The 16,519-nt window shown below is 58.9% G+C and carries 18 protein-coding genes; 8 read left to right on the forward strand and 10 right to left on the reverse strand.

The window, feature by feature from the left end:
- Window positions 1-17 precede the first annotated feature (17 nt).
- Window positions 18-560: an NUDIX hydrolase gene (locus G439_RS0101335; protein ID WP_022867392.1), complete on the forward strand. Its 543-nt coding sequence runs from the start codon at window positions 18-20 to the stop codon at window positions 558-560.
- 115 nt (window positions 561-675) lie between these two features.
- A complete protein-coding gene (locus tag G439_RS0101340; protein WP_022867393.1) occupies window positions 676-1,107 on the forward strand; it encodes an organic hydroperoxide resistance protein in 432 nt (143 codons plus the stop codon).
- Here G439_RS0101340 and G439_RS0101345 read toward each other — a convergent pair whose 3' ends face one another.
- Window positions 1,108-2,409, reverse strand: coding sequence for a M18 family aminopeptidase (locus G439_RS0101345; RefSeq protein WP_022867394.1), 1,302 nt, complete (start codon window positions 2,407-2,409; stop codon window positions 1,108-1,110).
- A gap of 42 nt (window positions 2,410-2,451) precedes the next feature.
- Here G439_RS0101345 and G439_RS0101350 point away from each other — a divergent pair, with 42 nt between their 5' ends.
- On the forward strand, window positions 2,452-3,291 hold the full coding sequence (locus tag G439_RS0101350; protein ID WP_026459267.1) for an aldo/keto reductase: 840 nt from the start codon (window positions 2,452-2,454) through the stop codon (window positions 3,289-3,291).
- 10 nt (window positions 3,292-3,301) lie between these two features.
- Here the strand turns inward: G439_RS0101350 and G439_RS0101355 are convergent, their stop codons facing one another.
- From G439_RS0101355 to aroE, 6 genes are all read right to left on the reverse strand, one after another.
- The gene (locus G439_RS0101355) at window positions 3,302-3,754 is read right to left on the reverse strand and encodes a GNAT family N-acetyltransferase (RefSeq protein WP_022867396.1); all 453 of its coding nucleotides are present in this window, start codon (window positions 3,752-3,754) and stop codon (window positions 3,302-3,304) included.
- Between the two features lie 93 nt (window positions 3,755-3,847).
- Window positions 3,848-4,948: a bifunctional glycosyltransferase family 2/GtrA family protein gene (locus G439_RS10705; RefSeq protein WP_022867397.1), complete on the reverse strand. Its 1,101-nt coding sequence runs from the start codon at window positions 4,946-4,948 to the stop codon at window positions 3,848-3,850.
- Window positions 4,945-5,946 (reverse strand): phosphodiester glycosidase family protein, encoded by a 1,002-nt coding sequence (locus tag G439_RS10710; protein ID WP_022867398.1) that lies wholly within the window; start codon window positions 5,944-5,946, stop codon window positions 4,945-4,947. The genes G439_RS10705 and G439_RS10710 overlap by 4 nt, the downstream gene beginning before the upstream one ends.
- A gap of 68 nt (window positions 5,947-6,014) precedes the next feature.
- Window positions 6,015-6,614, reverse strand: a complete 600-nt coding sequence (locus G439_RS0101370; protein WP_022867399.1) for an HD domain-containing protein — start codon at window positions 6,612-6,614, stop codon at window positions 6,015-6,017.
- On the reverse strand, window positions 6,604-7,101 hold the full coding sequence (locus tag G439_RS0101375; protein WP_022867400.1) for a heme-binding protein: 498 nt from the start codon (window positions 7,099-7,101) through the stop codon (window positions 6,604-6,606). The genes G439_RS0101370 and G439_RS0101375 overlap by 11 nt, the downstream gene beginning before the upstream one ends.
- Window position 7,102: 1 nt before the next feature.
- On the reverse strand, window positions 7,103-7,963 hold the full coding sequence (gene aroE / locus G439_RS0101380; RefSeq protein ID WP_022867401.1) for a shikimate dehydrogenase: 861 nt from the start codon (window positions 7,961-7,963) through the stop codon (window positions 7,103-7,105).
- A gap of 20 nt (window positions 7,964-7,983) precedes the next feature.
- On the opposite strand from aroE, the gene G439_RS12580 reads away from it, so the two are divergent.
- Complete coding sequence (locus tag G439_RS12580; RefSeq protein ID WP_165544510.1) at window positions 7,984-8,364, forward strand: hypothetical protein; 381 nt, start codon at window positions 7,984-7,986, stop codon at window positions 8,362-8,364.
- Here the strand turns inward: G439_RS12580 and G439_RS0101390 are convergent.
- Together G439_RS0101390 and G439_RS0101395 are read right to left on the reverse strand one after the other, a co-directional pair.
- Window positions 8,326-10,158, reverse strand: coding sequence for an HNH endonuclease signature motif containing protein (locus G439_RS0101390; RefSeq protein ID WP_022867403.1), 1,833 nt, complete (start codon window positions 10,156-10,158; stop codon window positions 8,326-8,328). The two genes, G439_RS12580 and G439_RS0101390, sit on opposite strands and share 39 nt — an antisense overlap.
- Before the next feature lie 117 nt (window positions 10,159-10,275).
- Window positions 10,276-11,424 (reverse strand): methyltransferase domain-containing protein, encoded by a 1,149-nt coding sequence (locus tag G439_RS0101395; RefSeq protein WP_026459268.1) that lies wholly within the window; start codon window positions 11,422-11,424, stop codon window positions 10,276-10,278.
- Window positions 11,425-11,597: 173 nt separating this feature from the next.
- Between G439_RS0101395 and G439_RS12095 the strand changes: the two genes are divergently transcribed.
- Window positions 11,598-12,053 carry a helix-turn-helix transcriptional regulator gene (locus G439_RS12095; protein WP_131333464.1) on the forward strand — a complete coding sequence of 152 codons (456 nt, stop codon included), beginning with the start codon at window positions 11,598-11,600 and terminating at the stop codon, window positions 12,051-12,053.
- Window positions 12,054-12,085: 32 nt separating this feature from the next.
- Here G439_RS12095 and G439_RS0101405 read toward each other — a convergent pair whose 3' ends face one another.
- Complete coding sequence (locus G439_RS0101405; RefSeq protein WP_022867406.1) at window positions 12,086-12,853, reverse strand: alpha/beta fold hydrolase; 768 nt, start codon at window positions 12,851-12,853, stop codon at window positions 12,086-12,088.
- 77 nt (window positions 12,854-12,930) lie between these two features.
- On the opposite strand from G439_RS0101405, the gene dnaK reads away from it, so the two are divergent.
- The 3 genes from dnaK (at window position 12,931) to G439_RS0101420 (ending at window position 16,518) form a co-directional block, all read left to right on the forward strand.
- Window positions 12,931-14,790 carry a molecular chaperone DnaK gene (gene dnaK / locus G439_RS0101410; protein WP_022867407.1) on the forward strand — a complete coding sequence of 620 codons (1,860 nt, stop codon included), beginning with the start codon at window positions 12,931-12,933 and terminating at the stop codon, window positions 14,788-14,790.
- Entirely contained in the window at window positions 14,787-15,413 is a 627-nt protein-coding gene (locus G439_RS10720; protein ID WP_022867408.1) for a nucleotide exchange factor GrpE, read from the forward strand. Before dnaK ends, G439_RS10720 begins: the two co-directional genes overlap by 4 nt.
- Window positions 15,414-15,516: 103 nt before the next feature.
- On the forward strand, window positions 15,517-16,518 hold the full coding sequence (locus tag G439_RS0101420; RefSeq protein ID WP_022867409.1) for a DnaJ C-terminal domain-containing protein: 1,002 nt from the start codon (window positions 15,517-15,519) through the stop codon (window positions 16,516-16,518).
- Window position 16,519: the final 1 nt, after the last annotated feature.

Raw genomic sequence — 16,519 nt, forward strand, 5'->3', positions numbered from 1 at the left:
AGTTTTAGGCTGGGTTCGTGGCTACTCCTGATTTCGTCCTCGAATTACGCAAACATGTGGGTCATGCGCCGCTGTGGATGCCAGGGTGCACTGCCGTCGTCATGCGCCCAGTGGGTATTGGCGAGGTCGAGGCTTTGCCTGATGGGCTCCGAGGCTGGTCGAAGGGGGAATTGACGCCCCATGAGGTGGAAATACTGTGTGTTCGCCGTAGCGACAATGGCCAGTGGACTCCGGTGACGGGCATTGTTGATCCGGGTGAAGATCCTGCTGTGGCAGCTCGGCGTGAAACCTTGGAAGAGGCAGCCGTGTCAGCTGAAGCCACGCGTCTGCTCGGTGTGGAAGTGGTTGGCCCGGTGACTTATGACAATGGGGATGTGACCACGTATTTGGACGTGGCTTTCGCGTGCGAGTGGCTTTCTGGGGATCCGCTGCCTGCTGATGGTGAGAACACTGAAGCGCGTTTCTTTCGCGCAGATTCCTTACCGCAAATGAATGACCGTTTCCGCCGAACGGTGTCCAGGGCGCTTTCGGGAGATCAGGAAGCGTCCTTTATTCGGTGACCTGTACACCGTACTGTGGCGCACATCTTCCCGTTTGAGAGGGGTTAATCGCGCCATGAGCGGCCATTTGTGCATTCCAGTTGTGGGACCAGAGTCCTAATGGTGTGATGGAGTCATGAACACACCAAATGAAATCGCATACTCAGTCACTGCTCAGACCACCGGCGGCCGGGGCGGCCGCGCAACCACCACCGATCCGAACCTCACCCTCGACATGCGAGCACCGCAGGAACTCGGAGGCCCCGGCGGCGGCGCCAACCCCGAACAGCTTTTCGCCATGGGCTATGGAGCCTGCTTCCAGGGCGCCATGGGATTGGCCTCCAAGGAACTCGACATCCCCACCACCGATTCGGTTGTTCGCACCAGCGTCGGCATTGGCCCGGAGGGTGATTCCTTCGCCCTCGCAGTCAAGATTGAGGTGTACGTGCCCGGCGTCGACCTAGCTGACGTCCAGCGCCTCGCCGACCGCACCCACGAGCTGTGCCCCTACTCCAAGGCCACTCGCGGCAACGTGCCCGTCGAGGTCGTCGCAGTCGACTCCCTCTGATCAGGCAGCACGCCAATAAGCACCCACCGCCCGTGAGAGGGCCACGAGATCATCCACGTGGCTCATCTCGCGGGCAGAGTGCATTGACAGCAATCCCACTCCCACATCAACCGTGGTGATCCCCAAACGAGTTGCCGTAATTGGACCAATCGTGGAACCACACGGCATGGAATTATTTGAGACGAACTCCTGGCACGGCACCTCCGCAGCTGCGCACGCCTTCTTCCACAGAGCAATTCCTTCGCCATCAGTTGCATAACGCTGATTCGCGTTGATTTTGAGGATCGGGCCGCGGCCCATGACAGGTCGATTGTCCGGATCGTGACGGTCCGCGTAGTTCGGATGAACCGAGTGCGCAGCGTCGGCGCTGACACAGCTCGAAGCCGCGTACATGCGGGCAAGCCCGTCCTCGTCCTTGCCCATCGCAAACGCAGTACGCCGAAGGATGGTTTCGAGGACCGGACCAGCTGCGCCCTCGCGAGTCTGCGAACCGATCTCCTCATGGTTGAAACACATGAACACCAGGACGTCCCCGGAAGAAGGCAGTCCCTCCTGAGCGATCTTTTCCAATGCCACCAGGCCCGCGTGGGTCGAAGACAGGTTGTCTTGGCGTGATGCCGCAAAGAAGCGTCCATTCTCGCCGAAAGTGCCCGGCCCCTGCTGTGGGGTGAGGATCAGGTCATGGGCGGCCACCTCATCACGGCCAGTTAGGCCTGCCATTCGCGCAATGTAGTCAAGCAAGTCAGAATCAGAATCCACAGTCCACACGGGGTGCATGTGGCGTTGGGCGTCCAGTTTGAGTCCTTCTGAATTGACACCACGGTCCAGGTGGATCGCCAGCTGAGGGATACGGGCGAGAGCGCCCGTGCGCACCAAAACTTCGCGGCCATCTAAGGTGATGAGTCGGCCGGCTACACACAATTCACGGTCCAGCCACGAGTTCCACAGCATCCCGCCGTAGACCTCCACATCAATCTGCCCCCAACCATCACCAGTCGTTGACTGGGACGAGGGCTTGACCTGCAGAGCCGGTGAATCCGTGTGCGCTCCCACGATGCGAAAACCCACATCCTCACTGACTTCTTCGGGAACCACCCACGCGGCAACCGCGCCGCCGCGCACCATCACATGACCGCCAGGCGAAGCATCCCACGCATCCGTTTCTTTCTGGCGCGCGAACCCCAAGTCGACCAGGCGCTGAGCCACCAGGTCGGCTGCGTGATACGGCGAGGGCGAGTCCAAAATGAAATGCTGATAGTCGATCGTGTGTGCCTGCGTGTCAGAAAGCTCGAAGATAGCCATACATCCCATGGTAGAGGGCCGTATCCTCAAGGTATGACGACACTGCACAAAATCCCCACCTACCGCCTCAATGACGGCATGGAAATTCCCGCGATCGCATTGGGAACATACAGCCTCAATGGAAGCGCGGGAGTCGACGCGATCGTCAGCGCGATCAGAGCCGGATACCGCCTGTTGGACTCAGCTTTCAACTACGAAAACGAAGGGGCATTAGGTGAATCGGTGCGCCGCTGCGGTATCAGCCGCGACGAATTAGTCCTCACGTCCAAGCTGCCCGGGCGCCACCACCGCTACGAGCAGGCTGTGCGCACCGTCGAAGAATCTCTCTACCGCGCACACTTGGACTACTGGGATCTCTATTTGATCCACTGGCCTAACCCTGCTCAAGGGCTTTATGTTGAAGCCTTCCAAGCTCTCGTAGATTTGCAAAAGAAAGGTGCGATCCGATCGGTCGGCGTATCAAACTTCCTGCCTGAGCACCTCGAAACGGTGGCCGCACAGACGGGAGTCATGCCCGTCGTCAACCAGGTAGAACTGCACCCATACTTCCCGCAGACCGAGCTGCGCCAAGCCCACGAACGCCTCGGCGTGCGCACCGAATCGTGGAGCCCGCTAGCTCGCAAAGTCCGGGGCGTGGACGACCCGGTTATCATTGAGCTTGCGCAGGAACTCGGACGTAGCCCCGCCCAGGTGGTTCTGCGCTGGCACATCCAACTAGGAACGATTCCCCTGCCCAAGTCGGCAACGCCGCAGCGTCAAATCTCCAATCTCGACATCTTTGACTTTGAACTCAACGACGATCAGATGGCTCGTATCGCCACCCTTGCCCGGCCAGACGGACGCATGGCCGGGCAAGATCCCGCAGTCTACGAAGAGTTCTAAACGATCCCGTTCAGTCGGCTAGCGGGACGCGGTAGACGTTGGTTTCACGCAACTCGAACCCGATGCGCTGATATAGGCGGTTGGCGGCCTCGCGGGTGGGGCGGCTCGTCAAATCTACGGTTCGTGAACCAACGGCTTTGGCGCGCTCCATAGCCGCATGCACGAGGTCGGCTCCCGCACCCTGCCCACGTGCCGCCTCGTCCACGACGACGTCTTCGATCCATGCACGCACACCCGTCGGAATCTCGAAGGTCGCCAAAGACAGCATCCCCAGAATCGGCTGCTCGCCCGACTCATCGGCCTCGTCTGGACGGAACACGAAGAAGTCCACTCCCGGCTGGCTGATGAAACGCTCGCAGCCGGCAGCGTCCAGGGGTTTTGCTGAACGGGAAAGCTGGGGGAGCAGGCGCGCCATAGCGTCAACGACCTCAGGGGTGGATTCGGTGATGAGTTCAACAGCCATGTTTATTCCTCGCGGAGTATGGATTGGGTTTCGGGAACGAGTGTAGGCCGGTGTATCAGTGTTCCAGTGTCACGGTCATGCGTGGCCATAACCTCAGCCTAACAAGTGCTGTAAACGTGGGACCGTCGGCAGATAGGCTGGCTGCACTGAACGCGTCGTCGAGGACGAGTTGTTCCCGCCATCAAGCTTCTTGGCGAAAACAAAGCGTTTCTGAACAACATAGGAGACAACAAACAGCGCCGAATCAACGATTGGCTTAGCTAACCACAGGACAACACCAGCTGCTGTCGCCACCTTGATGAGCCCATAAGACGCAGCCAGTATGGCAACAGCTAGTACGCCGTAAGCCACAGCACTTCGCCCCACCCGAGCCTTGTTGGAACTCAAGACCCTGCGATTCACGAGGTAATTGACCGTGCAGGAAATCACCCTGGCGATCACCACGGGAGCCAAAAGCGAACCCATGAGCGCATTGAGTAAAAGAACCAGGATGTAGTCGACGATTGAGCTGGTCAGGGACGACGTCACGAAACCCAAGAGCGGCGCATAAATACGAGCCGAGTCTTGAAGGGGGCGAAAATGCGAGGTTGGATTACAGGCCTCGTAAATCGTCTCAATCGGCAACTCGATGACATCGAGGCGGCGTTGGCGCATTTCGATCAGCACCGACAGCTCGTACTCGTAGCGGTCGCCCTTAACTGAACACATCCATTCAAGCTGCTCGGCGGGCAAGCCCCGCAAGCCGGTCTGGGTGTCGCTGAGCTTCCAACCCGTCGACAGCCGGAAGAACATGGCGGTCGCCCGATTGCCAATGCGGCTACGCAACGGAACATCTCCAACGAATTCGCGCACACCCAAGACAACCTGCCCGGTGGATTCAACCCGCTGGCCCACGCGCACAATGTCAGCAACCGTGTGTTGGCCGTCCGCATCCGCGGTGACAACGGCCTGCCTAGGGTATGTTTCGCGGATATGCGACAGGCCCGTGCGCAGGGCGAACCCCTTACCGCGGTTGGCCTCATAGGACACAACGTCGGCTCCAGCGGCGCTCGTGGCATCGAAGAACAGGGAGTAGTCGGGGCCTGAACCGTCGTCAACGACAACCGTGCGCATCTGGGGGTCTACGCGGTGGAGTTCGAGGACGAGTTGAGATAAGCGAATATCAGGCTGATAAGCGGGGATGAGGACGATCATGAGGCGCTCCCGATGTAGAGAATGTCGGAGGTGGCGCGTTCGCCGCCGTTGGACGGGTTATTGATGACTTGGCCGTTGAACCACATTTCGGACGAGCCTCCGCCGTCGAGGTTGTAGGCAGTGGTGGCGCCCAGATCAACCAGAACTTGGGCTAGTTCCGTCATGGAGGCTCCGGCTGAGGTGTCGGAGCGTCCATCGACCACGACAAAGACAAAATGGTTTTCGTCGATGATTCCGATGGCGGTTCTAGGCTGATCTCCTTGGATTGAGTGGTTACCGAAGTTGGTGTCGATCTCGACCTCGTCGATTCCTTCGATGACGCTGCCGCCCTCGACGAGGGCTGGGCCGAAGGAGAGGGTCTGCCACACTCCTTCGTCCACGAGGGTTTGAGCATCAGTGGCGGTTTCGTCGTAGATTTTCATTGAGCCGTCGGAGTAGATGGCGAGTCCTTGGCGCACTCCCTCGTCCCTGTAGACGACACCGTTTCTAATGATGATTCCGGTGTCTCGGAAACCGTAGTAGTCGCCGTTGATAGCAAAGACTGCGTTGTTTTCTTCGGCGATGGAGGACACGAGGCTGGTGATGTTTTCGCCGTAGGTGTCTTTAGCGAAGGCTGAACGCAGAGCTGAAGTGTCAGATAGTTGGACGTCTGCAACGTAGTAGGTGAAGGCTTGGCTTCCAGTGCCGGACGTGTTCGTCGAAATGGTGACGGTGGTGCCGTCGGACGAGGTGTAGGAGTTGTTGGTGATCGTTTCGGTGACAGCGGCGGTGGAATCCGTGCTGTTCGTTGTTGAGGAGGTTTGTTCGGCCTCGTAAGACGAGGCGTTGGTAACTGTTGCGTGTTCGATGACGAAGCGGTCGAGGGCCCAGGCGGCGGTTCCTCCCAGGACGAGGGCGAGGCTGGCGCTGCCCACGATCAGCGTGTTGCGTAGCTTGTGCGACTTTTTTGCGTGCCGCGCAGGTGCGGCTGAGTATTCAGGAGCCGTGTATTCGTTCATGGCAGTAAGACTGCCGACGCTGCTTCGGTGCAGCGTATGGACTACCTGTGGGGCGGCTGTGGGGTTTTCTAGGCGGGCAGATTGCCTTTAGCCGTGTTGTCTTCGATGATGCGTTCGCTCAGTTCCCACAGTGTCTGTGAGCCGGGTTTTGTTCGACTTTGGCGAGCACGCACCTGGCTGGCTTTGACCGAGTGAATCTTCCAGTCCTGCCCGTCATTTGAGTTGTTGAGAAGCAGAGGCTGGAGGTTATCCATTGCTCGGGCGAATCGAGCCTCTGGGGTTTCTTGGGCTTCAAACTCGTCGAAGAGTGCGCTCAATTCGTCGCGTTGATCGGGCGGCAGGAGGGAGAAGAGCTTGTCTTTGGCCACTTGTTCACGCTGCGCTTGATCGGCTTTTCCAGCCTCGTCATAGGCGTAGGTATCACCCGCTTCGATCTCCACGATGTCGTGGATGAGGCACATGATGAGGGTTTTTCCAATGTCGATGGGCTCGTTGGAGTATTCGCGCAGCAGATACGCCATGACTGCCATGTGCCATGCGTGCTCAGCATCATTTTCGAGGCGGCCACCATCTGTGAGGTGATTGCGACGCAGGATGTTCTTTTCCTGGTCGATCTTCAATATGAAGTCGAGTTGGCGTTTGAGGCGGTCGTCGGTGTCATTCTTCATGGAACTGCGGGGCGGTGATGTGCAGGTATTCGCGCAGGCTGGATGTGAGGAACTCGTGGTCTTCAATGTGGGGAAGATTGGATGCGAGGAGCACACCAACCAGGGCTGAAGATCCCACAGTTCGAATAGGGAATCCGCCGCCGCACAGTGCGTAGTCTTCGTCTTTCAATCCGTGTTGGGCAAGACCTTCGTCTTTGAGGCGGCATTCGTAGGTGGCGCGTAGTGAGCTGGATTCGAAGGTGGTGACGGTATTGAACTTACGTCGCATCCACAGTTCGTTGAGGTGATTGGTGCCATCGGGCAGGTGTTGGAAAAGGATGGACCCGTTGGGAGTGCGGATGGACACAGCGATTGTGGTGTTGAGTTCGCGGGCGCGTTCAACCATGAAGATGCCGAAGTCCCAGGCGCTGCGATGTGTGAAATAGGGGAATCGCAGCAGGTCCTCTTGTTGAGCGAGGATGTCGATTTGTGCCTGTAAGTCGCTCATGTCACGCCTCATTGAATTCGGCGCGAAGGGTGCCTTCGAGGACGTCGATGGGGGCTTCATGGCCGGTCCACAGGGTGAAGTTGCGTGCTCCTTGGCGGGCGAGCATTCCCAGTCCGTTGACGGTCTTGGCGCCCTGGGCTTCGGCTTCTTTGAGGAAAAGCGTGTCTGCGGGGTCGAAGACGACGTCGCAGACGGTCATCGCGGGTGTGACTGTGGTGTAGTCGATGTCGGGGCGTTGGTCGGATGCTGGGGCTAAGCCGATGGAGGTGGCGTTAATGAGGATGTCCGTGCCGGCGGGGGTGGCGTACGTGCCTGACCATTCGGCTGCTGTGCTTTCCGCTTGGGTTTCCTGACTGACGAGGTCGGCGAGTTCCTCAGCGCGGTCAAGGGTACGGTTGACGATGGTGATGGAGGCGGCGCCTGCCAGTGCGCATTCGACTGCGATTGCGCGCGCAGCTCCACCGGCGCCTAGTACCGTGATGTTCTTGCCGCTCAGGTCTTCTCCGGTGGCTTGGAGGGCTTCGACGAAGCCTTTGCCGTCGGTGTTTTCTCCGAAAAGGGTGCCGTCTTCACGTACGACCACGGTGTTGACTGCGCCAATGATGCGTGCTGCCTCGGAGAGCTCGTCGAGGTAGTTGAGCACGGTGATCTTGTGCGGCATTGTCAGGTTGACGCCGCGGAAGTGCATTGCGCGCAGGCCTTTCATGGCGTCAGGGAAGTCGTCAGGTGTTACTCGCGCGGTGATGTAACGGTAGTTGAGGCCCAGGGCTTGGTATCCGGCTTCTTCCATCACTCCGGTCGGGTTGCCGTCGACGGGGTCGCCGAAGACGCCAGTGAGTTCTGCGCGGTAGTTTTTGCCCATGGTGAATTCCACTCCTTTGTGTGACTACCACCAGTTTAAGCGGTAGCGCGGAAGCGACGCGCCGCAGTTCTTTGCGGTTATTCACGTTTCGGTTGGAAATCGGGACTGTTTTCACCGATTTTTGGCCCGCGGCAGTGATATTGCAACAGGTACCACTGCCGGAACAACGAACCTTGGGAAGCCTGGCTTTTGGGGCCGCATTTATCGCGTTTATTTCGTGGGAGCTTGGTTTTCTCAATGAATATTTGTCTGAGGTGGCGCGCCCCTTGCCAATCGAGGTCGAGTTTCTCGAGGCCATTGAACTCGACTCCCATAGATCCTGTCAGAAGATTGTCGGGTCGATCTGCCACAACACTGGCCGGCTACGTCGGGATCGTAAGAGATCTCTTTCGCTTGTCTGAAAGTTTCGGCTCCCGGGGTTCTTCATGCTCGAATCCGCTATGTGACCTATTGGTGTGTCTTCCCGCTACCCCTACATGCGGAATGCCGTGGTGCATGGTGATGGTCCAGCCGTTGGATTCAAGGTTGCGGTGGTGGTACCAGCACAGCAAGACACCGTTATCAGTTGAAGTGGAACCGCCGCGTGAGTGTTCGACGACGTGGTGGACTTCGCACCAGCTTGCACGAACGGTGCAGCCCGGAATGATGCAGCCGCCATCACGTAGGGCGATTGCACGGCGCTGATGGGCAGTGAAGACCCGTGAACTGGAGCTGATATCAGTGATGCGTCCCTGTGCGTCAAGACTGATTCGTTGAATTGCCCCGGCGCACCCGATATGACGAGCCACAGTTGCCGGAACGGCACTGAATTCTTCAGAGCTTCCTTGAATGAAAGCGACACCAGGACCTTCGTTGCCACCACGTTGGCCTAGTGGATCGCCATGTTGATCTCGTGGATCGCCAGGCTGTGCGACGTTTGCCGAAGCACTATCCATGGGCGGCGTCAACTGGTCAATTGTTGTAGCGACGACCAGGGTGGGAGGAGCTCCGCCTAACAGAGGCATCGATTCCAGTCCTGCTGCCTGAGCCAGGATCCCAGCGAAAGCGTCGTGGCGTCGTTGAGCTGGAGTGCGTAGATCAGGAACGGCGGCAACCGAATTAGCTTCGACTTCTTGGACACCAGGCTCACCCAATCCGGCATCTAAAGCGTGGTCGGAGGGCTGCCCCAACCCAGGGGCGAAGGCGCCGTCAGCTATCTGCTTCCGGTCTTGATCTAACGCGTGGTCGGGCGCCTTTTCCGCTAAAGGGTAACCAGACACCGGGCATGGGCCACCCGCATTCAATGCGACGGCATTGACCTTCGGATTGAGGTAAGCGTCGAAGAGCTTTTCAAGTTGCGCTGCGACATCCGGCAACAATTCCCCTGTTACTCGCACAGTGCCGTCTTTGACCCGACCGATCGAAAAACCGCGCCGCCGTTGCTGGACGGATTCATCCGGTAAGGCACCATCGGGATCCAGTGCCATAGACCATGCCTGAGCCATTACCTCAATTTGGGCAACAGTCATTCGAGGTTGAGTCACCTCACTCCAGAATCTTGGCGCCGTATTCGTCGCTTCGCCGCGGATCTGTGCGGCATCAGCGGTCAGTTGGGTGCGGAAGTTGCGCACGTCCTCGTCATCTAATCCGGTGGCGGCGCCTACGAGTGAGGATTCTGCGGCGATGACGTCATCCATGAGCGCACCGTGGTCTTCGGCCGTTGCCAAGGTCTTTTGGATAATGGCCGTTGCCTCAAGGTCGATCGCTCCGGATTGGACTGCGGATGTCAGTGCGGGGAAGCGTGGTGACAGGACTTCACCGGTCAAACTGGTACTTGGACGCACAGACGTGCCCAAGCGCAACCGAGAGCGTGCAACTCTGCCAGAAGTAGAGCAAGTCCGCTCCAAGAGCTCTGAAGGATTGCGTGCGCCGTGACGATAAGAGAGGCGTTGCTCGGCCAATTCGGGACGGCTCCGGTAGGAAACTTCCCCGGCGAGCAGCGTCTGTCCAGATTCGGCCAGCCGACCCAGGTGGGCAAAAACCTCAACGAGGTCGAGCAATTCCTGGTCGTTGACAATTTTGAGTTGATCAGAGGAAAACAGGTGCGCAGCGCGAAACACCAACACTTCGGCGATATAGCGGAAGTGCTCGCTGGCTCGGGTCATGTCCTCCATGAACTCATCGTCCAGGTACCCATGTGCATTTGCGTACAACATTGGCGTATCTCGGGCCCGAAAATGAAGTCGTTATTAAACCGTTATATTTGGGCGCGGGAGCTGCGACTGAGGCTGGGCTGCAACTAAGCCAGAGTCGCTCCGCCCTGCATGAGGGCGTTAAGAGCGCTCTAACAAAACAGCAACTTCAGCGTGAACCGTGTGAGGGAACATATCGAAAAGCCTGCCCTGGGTGGGCTTAAGTGAGGGCATTGCGGCTAGGTCCTTGGCAAGGGTTGCAGGATTGCACGACGAATAAATGACTGTGTGAACATTGCTGTCCTCCAACCACTGTGCCAATTCCGCGCCGATCCCACGACGTGGAGGATTCACCACCACAACATCGGACAAATCCTCCAGCGCCTGATTGTGTGCCCACTGCGTTGCGTCGGCTGCAATAAAACGCGCAGCTCCTCGACCCAAACCCGACTCGCGCGCCGCCGTGATCGCGGCAGAAATTGCACCCTCGGATACTTCCACGCCGGTTACGTGATCAACGCCGGCAGCCGACGCGTGCAATGCGAAACCGCCGACACCGCAATACAGATCCCATAGGGACCGAGGATCGTCCGCAGCCGCCCACGCGGCTGCCTGCCGGTACAATTCGGCAGCGACCTCGGCATTTGTCTGGACGAAACTGCGCGGGCCGACGTGCATGGTCAGACCGTTCATCGTCATTGGAAGCGTCTTGTTCTTCGACAGGATGATCTCGTCGGGGCCTTCAACAATTGCCTCATGAGTGGGGTGGATGTTCGCCGTGACAACGTCGGCTGCTGGCACCAGTTCGCGCAGCAATGGCAGCGCTCGGCGCAAATCTGCCACGCGATCACGCGAACGCAGAACAAAACGAACCATCAGCCGGTCCTCGGCTCCAACGGTGATCAGAATATTTTTGAGTTCCCCTCGCTTGGTAGGAACGTCATAAGGCTCCAAATCGAGGGCGCGAATGAGCCGTTTGAGGCCAGGTGTTGCTGCATTGATTGCCGGGTATTGAATCGGGCATCCAGGCAGGTCCACTCCGCGCCGGTCAGGGCCCAAAATTCCCAGGGTTGGTCGCCGTCGGGTTCCGCCAACCACCAGTTTGGCGTTCGTGCGAAAACCTGCCGGCGAGGACGCGCAGGCATCCAGCCATTCGATGCTTTCAGATCCGGGAACGAGGGCGAGCGCAGCTTCGACTCGGCTCTGTTTGCGAGCGATCTGCGTGGGGTAGGGGACCTCAATGTGGGTGCAGGAATGGCAGGCCCCGCAGTTCCAATGTTCGCAGTTCATGGAGTCGATGGTGTCATGACGAGGACGCAGATGCACATGGCTGGTCCGATGATCTGTTCATGAGGAAGAAGAAACGAGCTTCATCCTCGCCTGCGAACGAGGATGGTCAGAAGGTAGAGGAATAGAAAGTGGCGGGAAAGACTGAGAAAACAAAAAGGCGTGGCACGACGAAAATGAACGTTAAAACCAAGGGTCACCGGAAGGGCTCTGCGAGGTCGGTCGATGTGCAGATGAGTCGTAAAGCGCTTATTGCCTTGCGGTTGGCGTTGGCCCAAGCGGGACCTGTACCGTTTTTTGAGCAGGCAGAAGATTCTCTGGCTCGGGCAGAACGTCAGATGCGAAGGCGCTATGGTAAAGAAGCGTTGGAATCGGCTATCTGGACAGCTCCCGCGCAGTATTATCCACGGTCTTCAGCTATTAAGACTGTGGAAAAGGCCGTGTTGAAGGGGCGATGGGTTGAGATCTTGTATGCCGCTGCATCTGGCGAGCTCACCCAGCGAGTGGTCGCGCCACTGAGCTTGATTGGGTCGAAGCAAGGGTGGACATTGCGGGCGTGGTGCTCGTTGCGTGGCCAGGAGCGCTGTTTCCGCTTGGAGCGCATCGTACGGGCTCGGTTGATGCGCGATTGAAGGTGGAGAGTGAGGGGCACTCGCTTAGTTCTTCATAAGCTCCTTCCGGTGATGTCGCTCAGGAAATTGTTGAGGAGATCAGACAGAATTTCAGGCTGCCCTGTATTGAGTTCATGTGAGCCGTCATTGATAACTCGCATACGGGCCTGTGGGATAAGGCTTGAAATTTCGCGAGAGGAAGCCAGGTTCGCTTTATCTTTACTGCCGCACACTACAAGCGTCGGCATGTTGAGAGTGGGCAGGCAAGGGCGCAGATCGACTTCGGCTACAGCATCGAGAATTTGAAGCATTCGTGCTTTCGATAGGTCAGGCATTTCAAGTGCTCGCGCTGGAAGCCCGTGCATAACAAGACGTTGAAGGCGCATGAGGAATCGCGGCGGGTGTGCCTGGCTGGCGCATAAGGTGAGTGATGAGATTCGGTCGGGGTGGTTGATGGCTACTTGAGTTGCGACCATTGCCCCGAGTGAGAGCCCACACAGGTGTGCGGTGGAGATTGTGCGTGCATCGAGATCGCGGATGATTTTGTCGGCAGATTTGCTCAAATTGAATGGGGCGTCATCGTTATGCGTACCTGGTAGGCGGAGAGCAATGCCTATGAATTCGCTGGGTAAATGGTCAATCTGATAGGTCCAGGACTGGGGTGTTGCGCCGAGACCGTGGAGGAAAATGACATGCTGCTTGGGCTGAGGTGGCATGAAGTCAGGTTGCATCTGCTCAGTCTCCAGATGAGTGCGGAATAAATCAAAAAAATCAAAGTTGAGTACAGTAGGCTCAAGTTTTGGGATTTCGGGTTGCGACATGTTTGCCTGCTTCCTAAAGTTGAGTACAACAGACTCAAGGAAGTACTGGGATCATCCCAGACGAAAGGACAACAATAATGGCACGTGCAGTCGGAATCGACCTCGGTACCACCAACTCAGCTATCGCCGTCCTCGAAGGCGGCGACCCCACGATCATCGCGAACGCAGAAGGCGCACGCACCACTCCCTCGGTGGTGGCCTTCTCCAAGACCGGCGAAGTTCTCGTCGGTGAAATCGCCAAGCGCCAGGCCGTCACCAACGTTGAGCGCACCATCTCCTCCGTCAAGCGCCACATGGGCACCGACTGGACCATGGAGATCGACGACAAGAAGTACACCGCGCAGGAAATCTCCGCACGAATCCTCTCTAAGCTCAAGGCAGACGCGGAAGCCTACCTCGGTGAGCCCGTCACCGACGCCGTCATCACCGTCCCCGCATACTTCAACGACGCTCAGCGTCAGGCAACTAAGGATGCAGGCCAGATCGCAGGTCTGAACGTCCAGCGCATCGTCAACGAGCCCACCGCAGCAGCCCTGGCCTACGGCCTCGAAAAGGGCAAGGAAGACGAACTCATCCTCGTCTTCGACCTCGGTGGCGGCACCTTCGACGTGTCCCTGCTGGAAATCGGTAAGGATGACGACGGCTTCTCTACCATCCAGGTGCGTGCCACCGCTGGTGACAACAAGCTCGGTGGTGACGACTGGGACCAGCGCATCGTCGACTGGCTGATCGCCCAGGTCAAGTCCAAGACCGGTGCCGACCTGTCCAAGGACGCCGTCGCCCTCCAGCGACTTAAGGAAGCCGCTGAGCAGGCCAAGAAGGAACTCTCAAGCGCCACCAGCACCAACATCTCCCTGCAGTACCTGTCGATGACGGCTGACGGCCCTATCCACCTCGACGAGTCGCTCACCCGCGCCAAGTTCGAAGAGATGACCGCCGACCTGCTCGAGCGCACCAAGAAGCCCTTCCACGACGTCATTCGCGACGCCTCCGTGACCGTTTCCGAGATCGACCACGTCGTCCTCGTCGGTGGCTCCACCCGTATGCCCGCTGTGGCAGGCGTCGTCAAGGAACTGACCGGTGGACGCGAACCCAACAAGGGCGTCAACCCCGACGAGGTTGTTGCCGTCGGCGCAGCCCTGCAGGCAGGCGTCATCCAGGGCGACCGCAAGGACGTCCTGCTCATCGACGTCACCCCCCTGTCCCTCGGTATTGAAACCAAGGGCGGCGTCATGACCAAGCTCATCGACCGCAACACCGCGATCCCGACCAAGGCCTCGGAAGTCTTCTCCACCGCCGAAGACGGCCAGCCCTCCGTCCTCATCCAGGTCTACCAGGGTGAGCGAGAGTTCGCCCGCGACAACAAGCTGCTCGGCACCTTCGAACTGTCCGGCATCGCCCCGGCCCCCCGTGGTGTGCCCCAGATTGAGGTGGCTTTCGATATTGACGCCAACGGCATCGTGCACGTGTCCGCCAAGGACCGCGGCACCGGCAAGGAGCAGTCGGTGACCATCACCGGCGGATCGGCGCTGGCCAAGGAAGATATCGATCGCATGGTCAAGGAAGCCGAAGAGCACGCAGCCGAAGACAAGGCGCGCCGCGAAGAAGCTGAGACACGCAACATGGCCGAGCAGACCGTCTACTCGATGGAAAAGCTGCTCAAGGACGAGGCCGACAAGATCTCTGAAGAGACCCGTACTGCGGTCCAGGCCGACGTGGACGCAGTCAAGGAAGCCCTCAAGGGTGAAGACACCGAAGCCGTCAAGACCGCCATGGACAAGCTCAACGAGTCCGGCATGAAGATCGGCCAGGAAATCTACGCCGCCCAGCAGGCCGCCGAAGCTCAGGGTGAGGCTCCCGCTGGCGACGCTGGCGCAGAGTCCGCAGATGACGACGTTATCGACGCCGAGATCGTGGACGAGGACGAGAACAAGTGACCGACGCTGAGAACCAGGGCTTCGAGCCCGAACCCGACGAGGGGAACCTCCCCGACGAGGGCGAGGCCGGGGCCGACTCCACCGAGTCGACCCCGGCGGTTCCGGCCGACACCGAGTCGGCCGACGGCCTCGACATGTCCGCCTTTGAGGAGCAGGTCGAAGACTCTGACCTCGCCAAAGCCCTCGAACGCATCGCCGAGGTTGAAGACCAGCTCGCTCGCGCCAACGCTGACCTCTACAACCTCAACCAGGAGTATGCGAACTATGTTCGCCGCTCCAAAGAATCTGTTCCCGCCCACCGCGACAGCGGCCAAACCGAAGTCATTGAGGCGCTCATCGGCGTCCTCGACGACATCGACGCGGCTCGCGCACACGGTGACCTCGAAGATGGGCCCTTCGCAGCCATCGCGACCAAGTTGGAAGATGCGCTTGCCACGCGATTCTCGCTCGAACGCTACGGGCAAGCAGGTGAAGACTTCGATCCGCAGTTGCATGAGGCTCTCATGGCTCAGACCAACGAAGAGGTCGACCACCCCGTCATCGCGCAGATTCTGCAGCCCGGCTACAAGCGCGGGGAGAAGATCCTGCGCGCAGCCAAAGTCATGGTAGATAACCCTGCCTGACGGAAGGAACGAATACACGAATACGAGTGTTCACACGATCGAATCCCCACAGCCGCACACGGGCGCATCAGCGCCCGCGATTCTGACAAGGAGGTGACCTGCGGTGAGTGAACAGGAATGGTTTGGTAAGGACTTCTACAAGACGCTGGGAGTTGCCAAAGACGCCGACGATGTGACGATTAAAAAAGCCTATCGCAAGCTCGCGCGCACGTGGCACCCCGACCAGAACCCGGGAGACGAAAAAGCCGAAGCGAAATTCAAGGAGATCGGCGAAGCCTATTCGGTGCTCTCCAACAAGGAACAACGTCAACGCTACGACGCTATCCGGCAGATGGCTGGCGGAGGAGCCCGCTTCTCGGCGGGTAGCGGCGCTGGTGGGCCGGACCTGTCCGACCTCTTCGGTGGCGCTTTCTCTGGCGGAAACGTCCGCTTCTCCACGAACGGTGCAGGCGGCACAGGTTTCGAGGACATCCTCGGTGGTCTCTTTGGAGGCGGCGGGGGAGCTGGGTTTGGCGGCGGCTTCGGCGGCGGCCCAGGCTTTGGTGCTCCCAGAGCTTCCAAGGGTGCCGACCGCAAAGCCTCGATGACCATCTCGCTGCGCGAATCCCTAGACGGCGCCATGCTCTCAGTGGGCGTGGACGGAAAATCGCTGAAGGTTCGCGTCCCTGCAGGGGTGAAGAACGGCCAAAAGATCAGGCTCAAAGGCAAGGGGCAGCCCGGTACTAACGGCGGCCCAGCCGGAGACCTTGAGGTCACGATCAATGTTTCGGCGCATCCGGTGTTCCTTCGCGACGGCGACAACCTACGCGTCACCGTGCCCGTGACATTCGCTGAAGCCGCCCTGGGCACCAAGGTTCAAGTTCCCCTCATGGATGGCAATACGGTTACCGTCAAGGTGCCCGCTGGTACTCAGTCCGGCTCCACGCTACGCGTGCGAGGCAAGGGAGTGCAGACCTCGAAGAAGCCGGGTGACTTGCTGGTGGACATCCAGGTTCGCGTGCCAGACAAACTGTCTCGCGAACAAAAGAAAGCCATGGAGGAGCTCGCCAAATCCTTCGAAGGGTTCAACCCTCGCGACGGCCTCGTCGAACAGGCGAAGGCGTGAT

This window comes from Schaalia vaccimaxillae DSM 15804, assembly GCF_000420425.1.
In the GTDB taxonomy this organism is placed as follows: domain Bacteria; phylum Actinomycetota; class Actinomycetes; order Actinomycetales; family Actinomycetaceae; genus Pauljensenia; species Pauljensenia vaccimaxillae.

Bases quoted from the DNA above. Each gene is read 5' to 3' on its own strand.
- G439_RS0101355 (WP_022867396.1), bottom strand. From the start codon at position 3,754: ATGGCTGTTGAACTCATCACCGAATCCACCCCTGAGGTCGTTGACGCT.
- G439_RS10705 (WP_022867397.1), bottom strand. From the start codon at position 4,948: ATGATCGTCCTCATCCCCGCTTATCAGCCTGATATTCGCTTATCTCAA.
- G439_RS0101345 (WP_022867394.1), bottom strand. From the start codon at position 2,409: ATGGCTATCTTCGAGCTTTCTGACACGCAGGCACACACGATCGACTAT.
- dnaK (WP_022867407.1), top strand. From the start codon at position 12,931: ATGGCACGTGCAGTCGGAATCGACCTCGGTACCACCAACTCAGCTATC.
- G439_RS0101395 (WP_026459268.1), bottom strand. From the start codon at position 11,424: ATGAACTGCGAACATTGGAACTGCGGGGCCTGCCATTCCTGCACCCAC.
- aroE (WP_022867401.1), bottom strand. From the start codon at position 7,963: ATGGGCAAAAACTACCGCGCAGAACTCACTGGCGTCTTCGGCGACCCC.
- G439_RS10710 (WP_022867398.1), bottom strand. From the start codon at position 5,946: ATGAACGAATACACGGCTCCTGAATACTCAGCCGCACCTGCGCGGCAC.
- G439_RS0101405 (WP_022867406.1), bottom strand. From the start codon at position 12,853: ATGTCGCAACCCGAAATCCCAAAACTTGAGCCTACTGTACTCAACTTT.
- G439_RS0101375 (WP_022867400.1), bottom strand. From the start codon at position 7,101: ATGAGCGACTTACAGGCACAAATCGACATCCTCGCTCAACAAGAGGAC.
- G439_RS0101390 (WP_022867403.1), bottom strand. From the start codon at position 10,158: ATGTTGTACGCAAATGCACATGGGTACCTGGACGATGAGTTCATGGAG.
- G439_RS12095 (WP_131333464.1), top strand. From the start codon at position 11,598: ATGAACGTTAAAACCAAGGGTCACCGGAAGGGCTCTGCGAGGTCGGTC.
- G439_RS0101340 (WP_022867393.1), top strand. From the start codon at position 676: ATGAACACACCAAATGAAATCGCATACTCAGTCACTGCTCAGACCACC.
- G439_RS0101370 (WP_022867399.1), bottom strand. From the start codon at position 6,614: ATGAAGAATGACACCGACGACCGCCTCAAACGCCAACTCGACTTCATA.